This is a genomic window from Arthrobacter sp. 01T428, from assembly GCF_056398685.1.
Window position 1 is genome coordinate 629,381 of record NZ_JBFTPW010000001.1, and the last position, 19,622, is coordinate 649,002.

Here is a 19,622-nt window from a genome sequence, read left to right on the forward strand (position 1 = left end):
TGTCGTCGCTGCAGCACATGCCTTGGCTTATTCTCTAAGAATCATGAACTCAGCATCGGACGCGGTATCGGATGGGGAGAGCGCCGCAGCGGCGTTGGAATCCCAGCGCACGCCGGAAACACTGAACAGCACAGCACCCAACCCCTTGCTGGGATCACGCCCCATCGGTGTCTTCGATTCCGGAGTCGGCGGACTCACCGTGGCACGGTCCATCATCGACCAATTGCCCCATGAGTCGATCATCTACGTGGGAGACACAGCCAACGGACCCTACGGGCCGCTCCCCATCGCCGAAGTCCGGGCCAATGCCCTCGGCGTCATGGACGAGCTCGTGGACTCCGGCGTGAAACTCCTGACCATCGCCTGCAACTCAGCCTCGGCCGCCGTCTTGCGCGATGCCCGCGAACGCTACACGGCCCGCTACGGGATTCCCGTCATCGAGGTCATCCAACCCGCAGTCCGCCGGGCGGTGGCCGCGACGAGATCCGGCAGGATCGGCGTGATCGGGACATCGGCCACAGTGGGTTCCCGCGCTTACGAGGACACCTTTGCCGCAGCCCCGGACCTCAGCATCACCTCGGTAGCCTGCCCCGAATTCGTGAGTTTCGTGGAGGCCGGCATTACGACCGGCCCCGAGCTGCTGGCCGCGGCCCACGAATACCTGGAACCGCTCAGGGAAGCCGGCGTGGACACCGTGGTGCTCGGCTGCACGCACTATCCCTTGCTTACTGGCGTGATCTCCTACGTCATGGGGGACGACGTCACTCTTGTGTCGAGTGCCGAAGAGACCGCCAAAGACGTTTACCGCGCCTTGGCCACCCACGGGATCCAGCGGACCGATGCCGGCTTGCCCCGGCACGACTTCATGGCCACCGGCGACGCCGTCCAGTTTGAGACCCTGGCGCGCCGTTTCCTCGGCCCGGAGGTCCTGTCCGTGCGCCACGTGGACCATGTGGCCGCCCAGTACCCGACCGGAAGCCTCGCCCGCATCACCCCGGAAATGTTGGAGGCCGCCCGCGCGGGCGGCCATCATGCGAGGACGTCCAATTTCGTTGACCCCGCAGCCTTCACAGTGAACGAATTCGGCGCGGCCCGCGGAGGCCGCATCCAGTGAAACTGACCATTGTTGGCTGCACGGGTTCCTTCCCTGGTCCCGGCTCTCCGGCGTCGTGCTATCTGCTGACCGCGCACGACGGTGAACGCCAGTGGAAGATCGTCATGGACCTCGGCAGCGGCGCCCTCGGGGCCATCCAGCGGTACACGGACCTCGAAGACATCGACGCTATCTTCCTGACCCACCTGCACCCGGACCATTGCATGGACCTCTGCGGACTGCACGTAGCCGTCCGCTGGAAGCCGGGCGGTTGGGGACGGGACAGGATCCCCGTCTGGGGGCCCGCCGCGACGGCCGACCGCATGGCCACCGCCTACGGCCTTGAGCTGGACCCCGGAATGCACGAGGAATTCGACTTCAGCAACTGGAGCGAACGGCAATCCGTGCAGCTCGGACCCTTCATCGTGACCCCGTATGCCGTGAACCACCCGGTGGAAGAGGCCTACGCTTTGCGCGTCGAGGTCACCGAGCCGGACAAAGAAGGCAAAGCGGTCAGCAGGGTCCTCACGTACTCGGGGGACACAGACTCGTGCCAGGGCCTTGAGGACGCGGCCCGCAACGCCGATCTCTTCCTCTGCGAGGCCGCCTTCGAAGAAGGGCGCGACGACGACATCAAGGATGTGCACTTGACCGGCAAGCGCGCAGGCCAGGCAGCGACAGCCGCCGGAGCCCGACGCCTCCTCTTGACCCACATCCCGGTCTGGACATCGCAGACCAAGGTCATGGCCGAGGCGCGGCCCGAGTTCGCCGGCGATGTCGCCGTCGCGGTTGCCGGAGTCCACTACACCGTCTGAACCCGCAGTCCAGCGGAGGCCGGGGGATCGCTAAGCTTGCAGTATGACTTCCGAAGCCACATCTGTCCCCGTCATCCGTGCCGACGGCCGCACACCCGATCAACTCCGTCCCATCAGCATCACCCGCGGTTGGTCCAAGCAGGCCGAAGGTTCGGCCCTGATCGAATTCGGCAACACCCGGGTGCTGTGCACGGCTTCCCTGACCGAGGGCGTTCCGCGCTGGCTCAAGGGCGAAGGCCGCGGCTGGGTCACGGCCGAATACGCCATGCTGCCGCGGGCCACGAACACGCGTTCCGACCGTGAGTCCGTCAAGGGCAGGATCGGCGGACGCACCCACGAAATTTCGCGCCTGATCGGCCGCTCGCTGCGTTCCATCATCGACACCAAGGCCTTGGGCGAGAACACGATCGTCCTGGACTGCGATGTCCTGCAGGCCGACGGCGGCACCCGCACCGCCGCGATCACCGGGGCCTACGTGGCGCTCGCCGAAGCGATCCGCTTCGCCCGTGAGAACAAGATGATCGCCAAGAACGCACAGCCGCTGATCGACACCATCGCTGCCGTTTCTGTGGGAATCATCGACGGTATCCCGATGCTGGACCTGCCCTATGTCGAGGACGTGCGCGCCGAAACCGACATGAACGTGGTGGTCACGGGCTCCGGCAAGTTCGTGGAAGTCCAGGGCACCGCCGAGGGAGCCCCCTTCGACCGCGATGAACTGAATGCCTTGCTGGACCTTGCCCTTATCGGCACGGGCGAGTTGGCAGCCATCCAGCGTGAGACCCTGGCCGAGGCCCCGTGAGCGGGGCAACTGCGCCGCGACTCGTCCTCGCCACGCACAACAAGGGAAAACTGCGCGAACTCAGGGAACTCCTCAGGGGGCAGGTACCGGGACTCGACGTCGATACGCAAGTGATTGACGCGGCTGCGGCCGGTGCTCCCGACGTTGCCGAGACCGGCGTGACGTTTGCCGAGAACTCCCTGCTCAAAGCACGAGCCGTGGCTGAAGCCACGGGAATAGTGGCGATTGCCGATGACTCGGGGTTGGCCGTGGACGTCCTGGGTGGAGCTCCGGGCATCTTCTCGGCCCGCTGGTCCGGCCGGCACGGTGACGACGCCGCCAACCTGCAGCTCTTGCTGGCGCAACTCTCGGACGTCCCCGACTCGCACCGGGGAGCCGCGTTCGTCTGCGCGGCGGCACTCGCTGTACCGGCCGCCGTCGACGGCGGGGCACGCGAGGTGGTCGAGTACGGCCAGCTGGAAGGCACTCTCTTGCATGAGCCCCGCGGCGCGGGTGGATTCGGTTACGACCCCGTGCTCCAGCCGCAGGGACTGGACCGCAGTTGCGCGGAGCTGAGTTCGGAGGAGAAGAACGCGATCAGCCACCGTGGCAAGGCGTTCAGGGCGCTGCTCCCGGCGATCGTGGACGCCCTGCGCTAGAACCTGCGCCAGCATTAACGAGAGAGGCACCCCGCAGACAAAGTGCGGGGTGCCTCTTCTGTTGAAGCAACGGGCCTAGCGCTCGCCGTGCTTTCCGGCTTCGCGTCCGTCGACCAATTCTTCGGCGGGTTCTGCTCCGCCGTTCGTTGGCTTGCGCTTGGCCAGCAAGCCGCGGATGACTTCCACGGCCACGGGGACCACCGAGATCAGGACGATGACCACGAAGATGATGTCGAGGTTGTCCCGGACCCACGGAACTTTGTCGCCGAGCAGGTAGCCGAGCAGCGTGACGCCACCGCCCCAGAGCACCGCCCCGATGACGTTGAACATGAAGAACTTGCGCTTGTCCATTTGCGCGACGCCAACAATCACCGGGACGAAGGTGCGGATGATGGGCACGAAGCGGGCCAGGATCAGGGCCTTGCCGCCGTGCTTTTCGAAGAAGGCGTGCGCACTCTCGACGTTTTCCCGCTTGAACAGCTTGGAATCAGGCTTGTTGAAGATGGCCGGTCCGGCTTTGGAACCGATGAGGTAGCCACTCTGGTTGCCGATGATCGCGGACACGATGATGAGGGCCGCGAGTGCCCAGATGTTGAATTTGATGGTATCCGTGGCGACGAGGAGCCCAGCGGTGAAAAGCATCGAGTCGCCGGGCAGGAAGAAGCCCACCAGGAGTCCCGTCTCGGCGAACACGATGCCGCACACGAGAAGGACTACCCATGGCGCCAAGGCGGGGTCGGCCAGGAAGATCTGGGGGTTCAACCAGTCGGGGAGGAGCGCGGACATATGCGGCTGCACCGGTCCTGCACCCACCAAAGCGGATACGGCAAAGTCGTTCATCGCAGAAAGGGTCACCCTTCAAGGGTACGGGACAACCGCCGTCGGGCCCTTGACACATCCGCTGGGGGTGTCTGACAGACACTGCCTCCACTCGCCCGACATGCGTAGCGTGGTGGACGTGGGCAGAAATGACGAGAACTTCTGCGTCCGCAGCTAACTGAACATGAATGACGAGGAAGAACTTTTTGATGCGCGACGTAGCTATACCCGAAACAGCGGCGACGGCCGCTCCTGCGTCAGCCCCGGTGTTCCCGTGGGGCGGTCTCCTGATCCTCGCGGCAGCAGGCTTCACCGCGGTGACTACGGAACTCCTCCCGTCCGGGCTGCTGCCCCGGATCAGCCGGGACCTGGGAGTAGACGAATCGGCCGTAGGTTCCCTGACTGCCGCCTATGCGGCAGTTATCGTCTTCACGGCGCTTCCGTTGTCCAGGCTGCTCGGCGGACGGGTTCCCCGCAAGGCGCTGTTGATCGGGACCGTGCTCGCGTTCGCACTCAGCAACGTACTGTTGGCGTCAAGCCCGAGCCTGGGATTGGCAGTTGCCGCGAGGCTCCTCGGGGGCGTCGCCCACGGCATGCTGTGGTCAAGCATGGCCCCCTACGTTGCCAGGATCGTCCCGGCGCACTCGGTCGGAAGAGCAATGGCCATGGTCTTCAGCGGTAACAGCATCGCGCTCGCCGTCGGCGCTCCGATCGGCACGCTCATGGGCTCGGTCCTCACCTGGCGCGCCTCTTTCCTGATCCTGGCCGGAGTCGGCGCGGTTCTCGCTTTGCTGGCCATTTGGGTACTCCCCGCAGCCCCCGACGAGGACGGCCATGCGACGCCGACCCTCCGCGGAGCCCTGAAGCTGCCGGGCGTGATCGCCGTGGCCACAGCTTGGCCGCTCTTGCTTTTGGGCCACTTCACGCTCTTCACCTACATAGCGCCGTTCCTCCACGTCTCCGGACTGCCGGATGCCTTCACGAGCATTTCGTTGTCCGTGGTGGGGGCTGCCAGCCTCGTGGGGATTTGGATCGCCGGCCTCACCGCCGATTCCCATCCGCGGCGCTCCCTGATTTCCGCGGTCGCCCTGCTGGTGCTGGCCTTCGGCCTCTTGCCGCTGCTTGGCGGCACGTGGGTGGGTGAGCTTGTGCTGGTGACCGTGTGGGGAACCGCCTTCGGGGCCATCGGCATCTACAACCAGGCAGCTATCCTTCGCGCCGGCGGAGAGCACAAGGACGCCGCGAACGGCTTGACCGTGGTGACCATTCAACTGGGCATCGCCGTGGGCGCCGGATATGGCGCCCTGGCCCTGACCACTGTCGGCGCGCTGTGGGTGCCGTTAGCCGCAGCCGTCCCGACGGCGGCAGCGCTCGCAATCATCCTGGCGAGCCGCCGCGGCGGCTACCCCGCCGGTCCCCGGGAGACGAAACTGACGAGACGTCGGTAAGTCCCACCGGTGCTGCGCACGGCGTCGCAGGCACGGCCCGCATCGGGGAAGAGAAGATAAGCATGCTGATAATCTTGTGTCCAGGCGGCTGCGTTGGCGTATTTCCCAGCCGCGGACCACACGTCTGGCCACAATCGGAGGAACGAGATGAACGTCCTGATCAAACTACTTGGCCTGGTGGTGGGCATGGGCGCCGGAGTTGCGGCGAACAAAGCCCTCGAGGCCATCTGGAGCAAGTCGACCGGAAAGCCCGCGCCGAAGGATGCGACCAATCTGGAGGACTCCTTGCCTGGAGTGCTGCTGTTCGCCTTCGCCGGGGGCGCGGTAGGGGCGGTCATCCATGTCCTGACCCAAAGAACAACCAAGAAGGCCCTGACCAAGCTGCAGGAGACGGCGGACGAGGTCTGAAAGACGCTCCGGGGCAGGGGGCGGCCGTCACCGGCGCCATTGGGGCCGCTTTCCACCTGTAACCTTGACCAGTGGCATTGGACTTTACGGCGATCGACTTTGAAACTGCGAACGGCTTCAGGGGTTCTCCGTGCTCGGTCGGCCTGAGCAAGGTCCGCGGCGGCGTCGTGGTGGAGGAAGCCTCCTGGCTCATGCGGCCGCCGGAAAACCACGACCACTTCGAGTACCACAACACCCGGATCCACGGCATTCGAGCCGAGGACGTCGCCGGGGCTCCGCGCTTCGGCGAACTCTTCCCTGAAATCGGGGCTTTCATCGGCGGGGATATCCTTGCCGCCCACAATGCCGCGTTCGATCTGGGCGTGATCCGTTCCGGACTCGAAGTTTCCGGCCTGCCTGGCCCCGCTTACGAGTACGTCTGCACGGTGATGTTGTCCCGGCGCTGCTACTCCTTGGTATCCAATTCGTTGCCCTACGCCGCGGAGGAGGCGGGCGTGCCCCTCGTGAACCATCACGACGCCGCGGAGGACGCCCGGGCCTGCGCCGGAATCCTGGTGGACATCGCGCACAGGAACAACGCCAACAGCATCGCAGAGCTCTACTTGTCCCTCGGCCTGGCCATTCCCAAACAGCAGGCCTTCCAGCCAGGAGACGGACTGTCCAAGCAAACGCTCGCTGCGCTCGCTGGGGCCGGTGGAGGGCGCGACGCGGCCGCGGGCCGGTCCGGCGTCGGGAATGGTGCCGGCCAGCTTGGACGCGCCTGGAGCAATTGGCCTGAAGAAGGCGACAATCCGGAGCCCAACCCTGCAGCGGAACCGGGCCACCCCCTGTTCGGGCAAACGGTCGTTTTCACAGGTGAGCTTGCGATTGCCCGGCCGGAAGCGAAACAGCGGGCAGCGGAGATGGGTGCGCGTCCGGAGAGCCGCGTGACCGGAAGGACCACGGTCCTCGTGGTGGGCGACGGCTTCGTGGCAGGCGATCTCCGGAACGGTCGCCTCACTGGCAAAGCCAAAAGGGTCCTGGAGTTGCACAGCCGCGGCCAGCAGATCGAGGTGTTGTCCGAGGGGGAGTTCCTGCAGATGGTCGGCGGACGCTAGCCGCGCCAATATTCACACGGAGCAACAAAGCTTCCCGTTGTGTCGCGGCGCTCCTAGCCTTGAGCCATGACACAGGGAAGACAGGCTGACACTGCAGCGTTCGCCGTAGGAACGCCGGCTCCGGCGGCCACCGGATGGCGCGCCGTCTTCGCTTTCCCCAATCCGGTCAACGAATACGCCGCGAGGATCACGGCCGGCCTGGTGGTTGTTGCCGCAGTGGCCACCCTCGTGAGCGGCGTCGGCTGGGGACTCGTGCTGATCGCGGCCGGCTTCTGGCTGCGGGTGTTGTTCGGGCCGAGGATCTCGCCGTTTGCCCTGCTATCCGTCAAGGTTTTGGCTCCCCGAGTTGGCCCCGCCAAACTCGTCCCGGGGCCGCCCAAGCGTTTCGCACAGGGAATCGGCGCGGTGCTCAGCACGGCGGCCGTGGTCCTGTTCTTCGCCGGTTTCGCCTTAGGTGCGTGGATCCTGCTCGCCTTGCTGATCGTCGCGGCGTCCCTCGAATCGTTTGTGGGATTCTGCCTGGGCTGCGCCATTTTCGGGATCCTGCAGAGGCGCGGACTCATTCCCGCGGACGTCTGCGAAGCGTGCAACAATATCGCGCTTCGCAGGCTTTGAACCGTTTGGCTCTTAGCCCACTGTGACGGCGATGAGCCGTTGCGCCATCCCGCGGATCACTTCCGGGGCTTCAAGGGCTTCAAGCCAGTCCGACGGTAGTGCCTCTTCGCCGTGGAGCGCCCCAAGGATATTGCCCGCGATCGAGGCGGTGGAGTCACTGTCACCGCTGTGGTTCAGCGCCACGGTTATGGCCTGGCGGAAGTGGGCGGCCGGATCACTCCGTGTCTCCGCTGCCCGCGCGGTCGCCAGCACCGCATAGAGCCCGACGGCGAGTGCCTCCTCCGCGACCCAGCCCTCGCCCAGTTGCGCGGTGAGTTCTTCCGGGCTGAGCAGCGTGCCGGTGGAAGACAGTTCCAGCGCCTCCCGGAGGCGCCCCAGGAGCTCGGGGGCTGGATCCGGCAGTGCTGACACCACGCTCAGGGCATGCTCAGCCGCAGTCCGCACATCTGAGCCCGCGGTCACCTTGTGCACGAGCACGCTGAAGGCACCCGCGCTTTGCCGTGCCGAAGGGTGCCCGTGGGTCAAGCACGCGGCATCGGTGCTCAGCTTGTAGACCGCGGCCTCGGAAATATGCGGGACCAGGCCAAAGGGAGCCGAGCGCATGACCGTGCCGCAGCCCTTCGATTCCGGATTGACGGGCCGGAACTTGGTTCCCATCTCGCCCGTAGAGAGTCCGCTCAGGCACGCCTTTCCCGGGTGCCTGCGGTGCCGGAGCACCTCCTGGCCGTCGATCCACCGCGGTTGGGGAACGGGGGCGGATGCCGGCAACGCGACGCCCTGGCTCGCGAGCCATCGCAGGTAAGCCAGCCAGAGACATGCAGTTTCATCCGCGGCTACGCCGTCGTTGGCCCACTCCAGGGCTTCCACGAGGCCGTCGACCGTGTACAGCGTCATCTGGGTGTCGTCCGAAAAGTGGGTGCCGCCGTCGAGCTGGCCGAAAGAGGTGAGGCCCGCTGCGCCGAAGCGGGTGCGGATGGTGGCTACGTCGTCGAACTCGACGGCGTAGCCGAGCGAATCGCCCAAGGCACCGCCCAGCAGGCAACCGTTAACCCGGGACTCGAAGGATGGCACGGCGGAGGGGGATGGTTCAGCGCTCATAGTGGTAATTTACCGTGGCTGCCCGGCCGGTCTTCACCTGCCCGCTGATACGGTGGCTCGTGAACCAGGAGGCATGATGCGTGAACCCGCGTGGCGGAAAACCGGAAAGACCCCGGACTACAGATTCTCGCTCGCGAATGAGCGCACCTTCCTCGCGTGGATCCGTACGTCGTTGGCCCTGTTGGCCGGTGCCGTCGCCATCGACCAGCTTGCTCCGAACATCGCGCCCCAGCCCGTGCGCATTGTCTTGTGCGTCGTTCTTTCCATGATCGGCGCGGGCCTCGCGACGCTCGCCTACCGCCGGTGGGCGCAGATGGAGGCGGCCATGCGGAACGACCAGGCCCTGCCGTTCTCACGGGTCATGCTGCTCATGACCATCGTGGTTGCGGTGGCGGCATTCACTTTTGCCGTGCTGATCCTGGTGGCGCGTTGACTGTTGAATCCAGGGATCCGGGGCTGCAACCTGAGCGTACAACGCTCGCTTGGCGCCGGACCCTGATTTCGCTCCTGGTGGTGGATCTCTTCATCTGGCGCAGGTGGTTGACGGCCAAATCCGGTGCGGGGCAACTGCCCACCGGGATACCGGGGCTCGACTACCAGGGAATCTGCGCCTTGACCGCCGCCGCAGCGACGATCGTCCTCGGCTGCGTTGTGTGGGCCAGGTCCCACCAGTTGCACCATGGCGCGGAGGAAGCGTCGGCTGTCTTGATGCTTGCAAGCGCCGTGTCCATCATCGCGCTTGCCGGCGCTGCGGTCGCCGCAATCGCCTTGGGCGGCTAGGCTCGGATTCAGGAAGCGTCCAGACTCGGCTGACAGGATGCTGCGGGGCAAGAAAGCGGTCCGCCGCACGGCTTCTTGCCTTGCCCGGAGTGTCCGCCTCCGCAACAGACCACCCGAACTTCGAACAAAGGAATCCCTCGACATGACCACAACTGTGTCCGCTCCCTCCTCCCGCGGAACCCGGCTCCTAGCCCGGGCGTCCGCTGAAGCTCTGGGGACGCTGTTCCTTGTGGTTATTGGCTTGGGTGTGTCGATCTTCATCAACCCCCAGGCGGTTCCGATGCCGGCGTCGCTGGCCAGCGGCCTGACCGTCACTGCTGCCATGCTGGCCTTCGGTTACCTGTCCGGCGGCCACTTCAACCCGGCCATCACGGTTGGTCACCTGGTTGCCGGCCGGATGAAGCTTGTGGATGGGGCCGCGTACCTGGGGGCCCAGATTGTGGGCGCTTTGCTGGGCGCGTTGGCGATTTTCGCCGTCGTCCGAACTGTACCGGGGATCACGGACAGCCGGACTGTGTTTGACACGGCGACCTCCGGCTTCGGTACGCACTCCAGCTTCCAGGTTCCCGTGACCGGCGTGATGCTCATTGAGGTCCTCGGCGCCGCGCTCCTGGTAGGGGTCTTCCTGGGTGTCACCGCTCGACGCAATCCCAGCAAGCTCGCAGCACCGTTCGCCGTCGGCCTGACAGTCGCGGTCTTGCTGCAGCTTGGCCAATCCACGGGCAACCTTGCCTTTAACCCCGCACGTGCCACTGCCTCCGCCATCTTCAGCTCGAGCTGGGCAGTGGAGCAGCTCTGGCTCTTCTGGGTCGCACCGCTGGTCGGAGCGGCGATCGCAGGCCTCATCTTCCGCGGTTTCGGCGAAACCACCCCGGTTGCCGTGGCTGAGGTCGAGGAGCCGTTGCCGGCCGACGGCTGGGAGGAAAAGTCCGACGACGACGCTGAAGCGGCTGTCCCGGAAAGCGCGGCCGAGGTTTCCACGCCCGCTGCGGAGTCCGCCGTGGCACCCGTCGAAGAGAAGCCAGATGTCGACCCGGCCCGCGATTTCTTCGACGGCAAGCGGGGCTGACGCAGGAATTCAGCTGTCCGGAAGGCCCTGTTACGGCCGGTGCCGCCGCGCCGCACCAATAATGTCGGGGCCTCCAGTTAGCTTGAAAATATGAGGCTTTTGCACACTTCGGATTGGCACCTGGGACGCTCGTTCCATGGCGTCGGGATGCTTGACGCCCAGCGTAACTTCATTGAGCAATTGCTCGCAGTCGTCCGGGAACAGTCGGTGGACGTCGTCTTGATCGCGGGCGACGTCTACGACCGCGCCCTTCCGGGTCTGGACGTCGTGAAGCTCCTCGACGACGCCCTCGTACGGATCACGGATGCTGGAGCCAAGGTGGTGCTGACCAGCGGCAACCACGATTCCGCGATCCGCCTTGGTTTCGCTTCACGCCTGCTGGAGCGCGGGGGGGTCCATGTGCGGACCCGCGTAGAGGATCTCGATTCGCCCGTCCTGTTTCCCCTGGATAGCGACCACGGTGCAGCTCAGCCGGGTGCGCCCGTGGTTGCCGTCTATGGAATTCCGTACCTTGAACCGCGGCTTGTCGCCGAACGGCTCGGCACCCAAACCCCGAGCCACTTTGACGTCACGCAGGCCGCGGTGGAGCTCATCCGTGAGGACATTGCCCGGAGAAGCGAAGCAGGGCCGGTGCACTCCGTTGTGCTGGCACACACCTTCGCGAGCGGCGGCATCACCTCGGACAGCGAACGCGATTTGAGCATCGGCGGTTTGGGGGCTGTGCCCCTGGATCTCTTTGATGGCTTCGGCTACACGGCCCTCGGACATCTGCACGGGCGGCAGGAACTTTCGGAGCGCGTCCGGTATTCGGGTTCGCCGCTGGCGTATTCGTTCTCCGAGGCCAGGCATCGGAAGGGTGCGTGGCTGATTGATATCGGCGTCGGCGGTGTTGAGAGCGTCGAGGAAGTTCTGTGGAAAGCACCACGGGAGCTGGCGATTCTCCGGGGGAAGCTCGCTGAGCTTCTGGAGTCGGAGGAGCATTCCTGGGCTGAGACTGCGTATTGCCAAGTCACCCTCACAGACTCCTCGCGGCCTGCGCAGGCCATGGAACAGCTGCGTGCCCGGTTCCCGGACACGCTGGTGCTGGGCTTTGACCCTGAAGACGCCGCGGGAAAGGTCAAAGCCAGCTACAGCAGCCGGCTTGCGGAGGCCGAAGACGATCTTGGTGTTTGCTGCGGCTTCCTCGACCATGTGCGCGGGAGGCCGGCTGATGAGACTGAACTTTCCGCCCTTCGTGAAGCCTTGGAAGCGGTCCGGTTGGAAGGGGCAGAGCTGTGAGAATCCACCGCCTTGAAATTGAGGCTTTCGGGCCGTTTGCCGGGGTTCAATCGATTGATTTCGATCTGTTGGGCGCCCAGGGCCTGTTCCTCTTGAACGGTGCCACCGGCGCGGGAAAGACGAGCGTGCTCGACGCCATCTGCTTTGCGTTGTACGGCTCGGTACCGGGCGCCCGCCAGGACGGAAAACGCTTGCGCAGCGACCACGCGGAACCGGCTGCGGAGCCGCGGGTCGTTTGCGAATTTTCGGCGCGCGGAAGACGCTTTGAGGTCACCCGCTCACCGGCGTGGGACAGGCCAAGTGCCCGTGGACGCAAGGGCTTCACCACCCAGCAGGCCAAGACCCTCCTGCGTGAACGGGTTGATGGCTCGTGGGAAGAAAAGACCTCCCGCAACGACGAAGCCGGCATGGAAATCGGAGATGTCCTGGGGATGGATCGGGAACAATTCACCAGGGTGGTCATGCTCCCGCAGGGAGACTTCGCGGCTTTCCTGCGTTCCAAGGCGTCCGACCGGCTGGATCTTCTGCAGAAGCTCTTCGGAACCCAGCGTTTTGAAGCGATCGAGCAGCAGTTGGCACTCCAAGCAAACGCCGCGCGCGCAGAAGTGCAGGACAACCAGAACGGACTTAAGCTGCTCGCGCAGCGGGCAGAGTCCGAGTTCGCGCAACTCGGCATTGACGAGGCGGCTGACCCGGATCTTGATGACGCAGGATCCAACGATTCCACGCCCGAACTCCGGCTCGGGACCCTCGAGGCCCGGGCCCGTGCCGAATCTCTCAAGCGGCAACAAGCCGCCGGCTCTGCCGAAGCCGTCCGGCTTCAGCTTGCCGACAAGCTCAACTCCGCGCGGGAACGGGTCCAACGGCACGCGAAGCTCGACGCCGCCACTTGCCGGCGCGAAGTCCTCGCCACACGTGCGGCTGAAGTGCAGGAATTCCGCGAGCGGCTTGGACGCCACCGTAAAGCCGCCGTCCTCGGCGGACAACTCGACGCCGTCGACCGCGCTGCCAAGGCCTTAGACATCGCGGGCGCGAAGGCGGAGTCGGCGACGGCGAAGCTGCTTGCCGCCTCTCTTGACGCAAGCGAGCCGGGCACGTCGCTGGCGAGGATTCAAGAGACCATGGCTGTCGTTGAGGCCCGGGTCGGGGACGAACAGAAGCTCGAGGACATCACTGCCAGGCTTGATGCCCTCGACGTCGCTGCACGGCAGCGCGAGTCGGCCAATGCGGCGCGGTCCCTTGCGTTGGCCGGGCTTCGCTCGGATGCGGCTGTTTTGGAAGGCGAGCTGGGCCCGCTGGAAGCGGCCGCTGTGGAGCTGCCCCTCCGGGAAAGCGAAGCGGCAGCAGTGCAGAACACTGTCAAAACCGTAGCCCGTTACACAAGCGCCCTTGATTCCCAGTCCGCGGCAGTGAAGCGCCACGCTTTTGCACGCGCGCTCTCCCAGGACCTCCGGCAACTCTGGCTGGATCTCCGCGAATCCCGGCTGGCCAATGCCGCCGCCGAACTCGCCGCAAAGCTGAACGACGGCGATCCATGCCCGGTCTGCGGAAGCGCCGAACACCCGTCCCCGGCAGCCGCAGGGCTAACCGCACTGGCCCTTGCGGAGGAAGAGCAATCCGCCCACGAACGCTATGACGAAAGCGAGCATGAACTTCTCCAAGCGGCAGGCGAGCTGGCGGCCGCCGAGCAGGAAGTTGCCGTGCTCGCCGCCCAGGGCGGAGGCATCGATCCCAAGGAAGCCGCTTCGGCGGAGGCCCTGGCCAAAGACGCCCTGGCCTTGGCGCGTTCCGCCGTCGAGAGGCTCAAACGTGGCAAGGCAAAGCTCGCCCGCATGACGGAGCGGATTGCCCGCTTGGAGGAAGAACAAGTCCAAGAGGACACCGCTGCGGCGCAGGCCGGGTCCACCATGGCCCTGCTGGGTGAGCAACGTGAGTCCCTGGAGACCTTGCTTTGCGGGCTGCGTGATGGCTTCGACACGCTGCACGAGCGGATCGATGCCCTGACCGGGCATCGCGAACTCCTGCAGTCCGCTGTCGCCGCGGGAGTGCAGCTTGAACGTGCCCGGGAGGCTTTGGACGATGCGTCTGCGGCCTTGGAAAGCGCCCTTGCAGCGAACGGATTCGACACCGCGGATGCTGCGCGCCTCGAAATCCTCGACGAGCAGCACGCTGCAAGGCTCGACGAAGCCATCAGGTCCGCGGAGACCGAGAGCGCCCGGCTCGCGGAACTCTTCGAGTCCGAGGATCTCGTTCTCGCTGCGAAGGAAGCCCAGATCGGAGAGGTGCCACTGACGGCCGTCGAGCTCGCAGCCCTCGAGCAAGACGCCGGACGGGCGGAAGAAACAGCCCGACGGCTGGATCTTGCTGCGGGACTCGCTGCCCGCACGGTGACCAGCCTGGCTGCGATCCGCTCGCAGTACGAGGAAGCTGCGGCCTCCGGGCGCGGCCCCCGGGATCGCGCCCGGGTACTCAACGAGCTCGCAGAAACCGCAAGAGGGGCGGGCGACAACGGCTACAAAATGAGCCTCAACAGCTATGTGCTGGCCGCCCGCCTCGAACAGGTCGCGGCGGCGGCGTCGGAGCGGCTGATCGCCATGAGCGATGGCCGATACACCCTGCAGCACACAGACGCCAAGGCAGCCCGGGGCGCGAAATCAGGCCTGGGACTGGAAGTGGTGGATGAGTGGACAGGCCAGCGGCGGGACACCGCCACACTGTCCGGCGGGGAGTCGTTCATGGCTTCGCTCGCGTTGGCCCTGGGGCTCGCGGATGTGGTCCAGCAGGAGGCCGGCGGTGTGGACATCGAGACCTTGTTCGTCGATGAGGGATTCGGGAGCCTCGACGAGCAATCGCTCGAGCAGGTCATGGATGCACTGGAGGGGCTGCGCGACGGCGGCAGGGTAGTGGGGCTGGTCAGCCACGTTGCGGAGATGAAGCAGAGAATCAGCAGCCAGCTGCAGGTAATCAAGAACCGGAACGGTTCCACCGTTCGAATCGTCGACGCCGCGGCCGCCTAGGCACTGGCTTTGGGGCGCTTCGTCGTGTATGGGCACGCTTGAGCAGGCGCAGCCGTCCGGTAGACTTGGAGGGTTACACCGGGTCGCGCGCATCGGGAGGAGGGACGATGCGCACCATTCAGCGAACCCGGAATCATGAACTCCTCCCCACAGAAGTCCGCGGCGAACACCGCACTTAAGCCTCACCCTGAATTTCCTTCTGCGCCGCAGTCGGCACTGCCCCCGTCGGCCGCGCCGCGCCGTTCGCGTCTGCCTGGCCGCTTCGCCCGCTTGCCCGAACTCGCAGGCCGGAACTTCCTGCCGCTGGGTCTCTTCGCTAGGCTGCCACTCGCGATGCTGACCGTTGGCACCCTCACCCTTGTCACAGCTGTCAGCCATTCTTACGCCATCGGTGGCCTGGCCGCCGGAGCGGTCGGCATTGGCTCGGCCTTGGGCGCGCCGGTGCTTGGCTCCCTTGCCGACCGCTCAGGCCAGCGCCCTGTGCTCCTCGTGGCCGCGGTTGTCAACGCCGTGACCGTCATCGCCTTGCTCGTGGCCGCCTACCTGACGCCCGATTTCAACGCCCCCACGGACGCGATTGCCATTTTGGTGACGGCTTTCCTGGCTGGAGCGAGTTGCCCTCAGGTGGGGCCCATGGCCCGTGTCCGTTGGATGGCCCTGACCACTAGGAACCTGAATACCAACGGTCCTGGAAGTGTGGCGTCCAGCCGCGCAGACCTGGACACCGCGTTGTCCTATGAAGGAACTGCGGACGAGGTCACGTTCGTCCTGGGGCCGGCGCTGGTCGGTATTCTGGCGAGCCTCGTAGCCCCCTGGCTTCCGCTCGCATTGGCGGCCGTCCTGACGGCCACGCTCGTGCCGGCCTTCGCCGTCCATCCCTCGCAGTTGGCCGTGGTGCCTGCAAAGCGCAAGGCGCGCGTCGCCGTCGGGAGCGTCCCTGCACAGCGGCAGTCAAGTGTCCGATCCGTGGCCTGGCTGAAGGTCGCCGTTCCGGTGCTGGCCATGGTCTGCATGGGTACTTTCTTTGGTGCAACCCAGAATGCGTTGAGCGCCTTCTCCGCCCAGTTCGCCACGGCTGAAATTGCGGGGCTGATGTATTCCGTCATGGGCCTGAGCTCCGCCGTCGCGGCGTTGTCCGTTGCCTATTGGCCGCAGCGCTTCGGGCTGGCCATCCGCTGGGTGCTCGCCGCGGCCGCGATGACGGCGTTCTCCCTACTGTTGTTCCTTCCCGCCGGGATCTGGCCGATGGTCATCGTTCTGTTGGTGCTCGGAATTCCCGTGGGACCGGTCATGGTGACGGTGTTCAGCATCGGGGGAGTCGTGGCACCGGCCGGCCGCATGGCGACCGTCATGACCGCCTTGGCTAGCGGCATCGTGGCGGGTACGGCGCTGGGCGCCTACTTTGCCGGCCAGTTGGCCCAGACGCAGGGTCCGGGCGCCGCATTTGTGGTGTCCACGTCCGCTTCCGGCGCGCTTTTGCTGCTCGGCATCGTCGCAGGACTGGTCCTCCGGCGCAGGCCAAGCACGCAACCATAACGACGCCCGCTCACTTATGGGCCACTTTTGGGAAACCCTCGCTCAGATCATCTGAGCGCGCGTTTCAGGTTTTGGCCCTATAAGTGAGCGAGCGTCGGAAACAGGACGAACGCGCGCACCAAAGGTGAAAAGCCCCACGAGTCCATCGGCGGGTCCTTACGCCAGCTGGGACTCTATCCGGGACGCGCTCGCTGCCAGTGCTTCGCCGACGGCGGCCTGGTCCTGTTCGCGGCGGATGTAGACGACGGCGATCGCGGCGGGCCGCCCGCCTGGCACCCGGATCGGGGCGGCCAAGGATGACAAGCCGGCGATGACTTCGTCGTGGCTCGCCGCATAGCCGAGCCGGCGCGCTTCTGCCGCTTCCGGACGATACGGCAGGCCCGGCGCGCGGGCGGCCCATTCTTCTTCGCTCATGGTGGACTGGATCGCGATTCCAGGCGCCCCGGTGTTCACGGGGTGGCGGGTGCCGGGATGCTGTGCCAGGGTCGCGGCTGAGTGTCGGGGCTCGACCGTGACCAGCGTGACGCAGTCCTGATGATCCCAGACCGCGACGAATGCCGTCATGTTCAGGGCGTTGGCAAGCTGGGTCAGTTCCGGTAGGGCGGCCGTCTGGAGGTCGCGGGAGACACCCCGGGCCAGCACCGCAAGGCCGGGACCTGGCTGAACTCGGCCGGCGTCGTCGCGCACCAGCAGGGAATGATCCTCCAGCGTGCGAAGGATCCGGTAGGCCACCGAGCGATGAACGCCCAGGGCGCCGGCGAGTTCTGCAATGGTCAATGGGCGCTCTGCTGCCGCCAGGATTTCCAGGGCCTGGATTCCGCGGGAGAGGGTCTGCGAAGGCGAGACCGTCGCCGTCGTGTCCTGCAGACTTTTTGCGGCGCTGGGAGACATCATGCGCTCCATCCTATGTTGGGGCCTAATGCGACCGGCCCGCCGTCTTGTGCTGTCACTCACAAGAGACTATGGTTCTGTATGAGAATTTGTTGTTCAAATATAGAACAAATTCACATATAGAACAATCGCTAGCCAGGAATCAACGATGATTGCCAAGTCCAGCCATAATGCGGAGCCCGGTCCCTTGAGCCGCACTTCGCGGCCGCGGGCACATCATTTCCGCGGCAGCCTGGGCCGCTTCGCCACAGGTGTCGCTATCGTGACGTTCGACGGCGCAACCAAGCGGCACGGTATCACCGTCAACTCTTTCACCGCCGTATCTATGGAACCGCCGCTGGTCCTGGTCAGCATCGCCCGCAACGCCAAAGCCCACGATGAGCTGGCCGGGCGCCCCTTCAGCGTCAATATTCTGGGTGCCGAACAGAAGCAACTCGCCCTGCATTTCGCGGGCCGACCCGGGCCCGAGCCCCTTTGGGTAGAAGGCGACACGGCGCCCCGGCTATCCAACGTCCTCGCTTATTTCGAATGCACGCCCTGGGCGGCTTACGACGGCGGAGACCACACCCTCTACGTGGGTGAAGTGGTGGACTTCAACTACCGCAGCGGCGACGCGCTCGCGTTCGCCAACAGCTCTTTCACCACTATCCCGGAAAGCCAATTGGGAATGGAGGATCTTCTGTAGTTGCCGGCGCCCGTCGACGCCGCATCCGTATGCCGTTTCAGCACAACCATCATTGGAGACAACCATGGGAATCCGGACCGGACAGCAGTACCTGGACAAGCTCAACTCGATGAACCCCCACGTCCTGATCGACGGCGAAATGGTCACCGGGAAGATCGCCGACCACCCGTCCTTCAGGAATGTGGCCCGCACGTACGCGAAGCTCTTCGACATGCAGCATGACCCGAAGTATGCGGACGCCCTCACCTACGAGTCCCCGACGACGGGTGACCGGGTGAACGCCTCGTTCCTGGTGCCGCGCACCAAGGAAGACCTCGAACATCGGCATGCGGCCATCCGCACTTGGGCGGAGTACTCCCTTGGGTTCCTGGGCCGGACGGGTGACTACATGAACGGCGCCCTTACGGCACTCGCGGCCGCAGAAAAATGGTTTGCCCAGGCCGATCCGATGTTCGGCGAAAACATCCGCAAATACTATGAGCATTGCCGCGAGAACGATCTCCTTGCGACGCACACGCTGATCCCGCCGCAAGTCAACCGTTCGGTGTCAGGTTCCGAACAGCTCGGCGGGCAGCTCTCGGCCAGGGTCGTCGAGGAGCGGGAAGACGGCATCGTGGTCCACGGCGCACGTATGCTCGCCACCATCGCGCCGATCGCCGACGAGCTCCTCGTGTTCCCTTCGACGCTCCTGCGCTCGACGCCGGAAGATGCTCCCTACTCCTACGCGTTCGCCCTCCCGAACGATGCGCCGGGCATGCGTTACCTGTGCCGGACCTCGCTCTACAACGGCGGAGGCACCCACGATGAGCCGCTCGCCAGCCGCTTCGAGGAGATGGACGCCGTCGTCGTTTTCGACCACGTATTCGTTCCGAACGATCGCATCTTCATGCTCGGCCATCCCGAGCTGTGCAATGCCTTCTACTCCGAGACCGGCGCCGGGGCCCTCATGACCCACCAGGTGGTCACGAGGACCATTGCGAAGAGCGAGTTCTTCCTCGGCCTGGCCTCGGAGATCGCGGCGTCGATCGGGATTGACGGATTCCAGCACATCCAGGAAGACCTCGCGGAGCTGATCGAGACCGTCGAAATCGGCAAGGCCCTCATGGTGGCCGCGGAGGCCCAGGCAGCTCCAAGCCCGGATGGCGTGTTGTTGCCGCATTGGCCCACCCTGAATGCGGCACGCAACTGGTACCCCAAGGTTGCCCAGCGGTTCCCCGCGATCATCCGGAAGTTCTCGGCGTCGGGCCTCATGGCCCTGCCGGGCGAAGCGGACGTAGCCAGCGAGGCATTGCCGGACATCGAGCTGTACCTGCAGGCGAAGACCCTGACCGGCCCGGAGCGCGTGCGCCTCTTCAAGCTCGCTTTCGATGCCAGCATTTCCGCGTTCGCCGGGCGCCAGGCCCTCTATGAGTACTTCTTCTTCGGCGACCCCGTCCGCATGGCTGCCGCCCTCGTGAACAGCTACGACCGCGAGCCGGCCCGCGCCCGGGTGCGGGAGTTCCTCGAGCGGAAGGACTGAACGCGCCACGGCGC

The 19,622-nt window shown here is 65.4% G+C and carries 19 protein-coding genes; 16 read left to right on the top strand and 3 right to left on the bottom strand.

Annotated features, from left to right (window positions below; genetic code table 11):
* Positions 1-43: 43 nt before the first annotated feature.
* Genes murI through rdgB form a run of 4 tightly spaced genes read left to right on the top strand, consistent with a single transcriptional unit; the run spans position 44 to position 3,348 of the window.
* On the top strand, positions 44-1,114 hold the full coding sequence (murI, locus tag AC1DJB_RS02945; RefSeq protein ID WP_284988396.1) for a glutamate racemase: 1,071 nt from the start codon (positions 44-46) through the stop codon (positions 1,112-1,114).
* A complete protein-coding gene (locus tag AC1DJB_RS02950) occupies positions 1,111-1,908 on the top strand; it encodes an MBL fold metallo-hydrolase (RefSeq protein ID WP_284988395.1) in 798 nt (265 codons plus the stop codon). Before murI ends, AC1DJB_RS02950 begins: the two co-directional genes overlap by 4 nt.
* A gap of 43 nt (positions 1,909-1,951) precedes the next feature.
* Positions 1,952-2,710 (top strand): ribonuclease PH, encoded by a 759-nt coding sequence (rph, locus tag AC1DJB_RS02955; protein ID WP_078108499.1) that lies wholly within the window; start codon positions 1,952-1,954, stop codon positions 2,708-2,710.
* The gene (gene rdgB / locus AC1DJB_RS02960; protein ID WP_441437139.1) at positions 2,707-3,348 is read left to right on the top strand and encodes an RdgB/HAM1 family non-canonical purine NTP pyrophosphatase; all 642 of its coding nucleotides are present in this window, start codon (positions 2,707-2,709) and stop codon (positions 3,346-3,348) included. Before rph ends, rdgB begins: the two co-directional genes overlap by 4 nt.
* A gap of 75 nt (positions 3,349-3,423) precedes the next feature.
* On the opposite strand, the gene AC1DJB_RS02965 is transcribed toward rdgB, so the two are convergent.
* On the bottom strand, positions 3,424-4,188 hold the full coding sequence (locus AC1DJB_RS02965; RefSeq protein WP_441437181.1) for a VTT domain-containing protein: 765 nt from the start codon (positions 4,186-4,188) through the stop codon (positions 3,424-3,426).
* A 188-nt stretch (positions 4,189-4,376) separates the two neighbouring features.
* Here AC1DJB_RS02965 and AC1DJB_RS02970 point away from each other — a divergent pair, with 188 nt between their 5' ends.
* The 4 genes from AC1DJB_RS02970 to AC1DJB_RS02985 all read left to right on the top strand — a co-directional run bounded on the left by AC1DJB_RS02970 (position 4,377) and on the right by AC1DJB_RS02985 (position 7,735).
* Positions 4,377-5,615, top strand: coding sequence for an MFS transporter (locus AC1DJB_RS02970; RefSeq protein ID WP_476909863.1), 1,239 nt, complete (start codon positions 4,377-4,379; stop codon positions 5,613-5,615).
* Between the two features lie 147 nt (positions 5,616-5,762).
* Complete coding sequence (locus AC1DJB_RS02975; protein WP_284988392.1) at positions 5,763-6,023, top strand: DUF4235 domain-containing protein; 261 nt, start codon at positions 5,763-5,765, stop codon at positions 6,021-6,023.
* A gap of 71 nt (positions 6,024-6,094) precedes the next feature.
* Positions 6,095-7,120: a 3'-5' exonuclease gene (locus AC1DJB_RS02980; RefSeq protein ID WP_284988391.1), complete on the top strand. Its 1,026-nt coding sequence runs from the start codon at positions 6,095-6,097 to the stop codon at positions 7,118-7,120.
* A 66-nt stretch (positions 7,121-7,186) separates the two neighbouring features.
* Positions 7,187-7,735 (top strand): DUF4395 domain-containing protein, encoded by a 549-nt coding sequence (locus AC1DJB_RS02985; protein ID WP_284988390.1) that lies wholly within the window; start codon positions 7,187-7,189, stop codon positions 7,733-7,735.
* Between the two features lie 12 nt (positions 7,736-7,747).
* On the opposite strand, the gene AC1DJB_RS02990 is transcribed toward AC1DJB_RS02985, so the two are convergent.
* Positions 7,748-8,833, bottom strand: a complete 1,086-nt coding sequence (locus AC1DJB_RS02990) for an ADP-ribosylglycohydrolase family protein (RefSeq protein WP_441437137.1) — start codon at positions 8,831-8,833, stop codon at positions 7,748-7,750.
* A 73-nt stretch (positions 8,834-8,906) separates the two neighbouring features.
* On the opposite strand from AC1DJB_RS02990, the gene AC1DJB_RS02995 reads away from it, so the two are divergent.
* The 6 genes from AC1DJB_RS02995 to AC1DJB_RS03020 all read left to right on the top strand — a co-directional run bounded on the left by AC1DJB_RS02995 (position 8,907) and on the right by AC1DJB_RS03020 (position 16,513).
* The gene (locus tag AC1DJB_RS02995) at positions 8,907-9,266 is read left to right on the top strand and encodes a YidH family protein (protein ID WP_306972587.1); all 360 of its coding nucleotides are present in this window, start codon (positions 8,907-8,909) and stop codon (positions 9,264-9,266) included.
* Complete coding sequence (locus tag AC1DJB_RS03000) at positions 9,263-9,613, top strand: DUF202 domain-containing protein (protein WP_059387627.1); 351 nt, start codon at positions 9,263-9,265, stop codon at positions 9,611-9,613. The genes AC1DJB_RS02995 and AC1DJB_RS03000 overlap by 4 nt, the downstream gene beginning before the upstream one ends.
* Positions 9,614-9,755: 142 nt before the next feature.
* Positions 9,756-10,682 carry an MIP/aquaporin family protein gene (locus AC1DJB_RS03005; protein ID WP_476909864.1) on the top strand — a complete coding sequence of 309 codons (927 nt, stop codon included), beginning with the start codon at positions 9,756-9,758 and terminating at the stop codon, positions 10,680-10,682.
* A 90-nt stretch (positions 10,683-10,772) separates the two neighbouring features.
* Positions 10,773-11,960, top strand: coding sequence for an exonuclease SbcCD subunit D (locus tag AC1DJB_RS03010; protein ID WP_306960881.1), 1,188 nt, complete (start codon positions 10,773-10,775; stop codon positions 11,958-11,960).
* Entirely contained in the window at positions 11,957-14,977 is a 3,021-nt protein-coding gene (locus AC1DJB_RS03015; protein WP_441437136.1) for an AAA family ATPase, read from the top strand. The genes AC1DJB_RS03010 and AC1DJB_RS03015 overlap by 4 nt, the downstream gene beginning before the upstream one ends.
* 135 nt (positions 14,978-15,112) lie before the next feature.
* On the top strand, positions 15,113-16,513 hold the full coding sequence (locus tag AC1DJB_RS03020; protein ID WP_441437135.1) for an MFS transporter: 1,401 nt from the start codon (positions 15,113-15,115) through the stop codon (positions 16,511-16,513).
* Between the two features lie 156 nt (positions 16,514-16,669).
* Here AC1DJB_RS03020 and AC1DJB_RS03025 read toward each other — a convergent pair whose 3' ends face one another.
* A complete protein-coding gene (locus AC1DJB_RS03025; protein WP_284988484.1) occupies positions 16,670-17,404 on the bottom strand; it encodes an IclR family transcriptional regulator in 735 nt (244 codons plus the stop codon).
* 148 nt (positions 17,405-17,552) lie between these two features.
* On the opposite strand from AC1DJB_RS03025, the gene AC1DJB_RS03030 reads away from it, so the two are divergent.
* Both AC1DJB_RS03030 and hpaB read left to right on the top strand, forming a co-directional pair.
* Complete coding sequence (locus tag AC1DJB_RS03030; protein WP_059387630.1) at positions 17,553-18,089, top strand: flavin reductase family protein; 537 nt, start codon at positions 17,553-17,555, stop codon at positions 18,087-18,089.
* Between the two features lie 64 nt (positions 18,090-18,153).
* The gene (gene hpaB / locus AC1DJB_RS03035; RefSeq protein ID WP_441437134.1) at positions 18,154-19,608 is read left to right on the top strand and encodes a 4-hydroxyphenylacetate 3-monooxygenase, oxygenase component; all 1,455 of its coding nucleotides are present in this window, start codon (positions 18,154-18,156) and stop codon (positions 19,606-19,608) included.
* Positions 19,609-19,622: the final 14 nt, after the last annotated feature.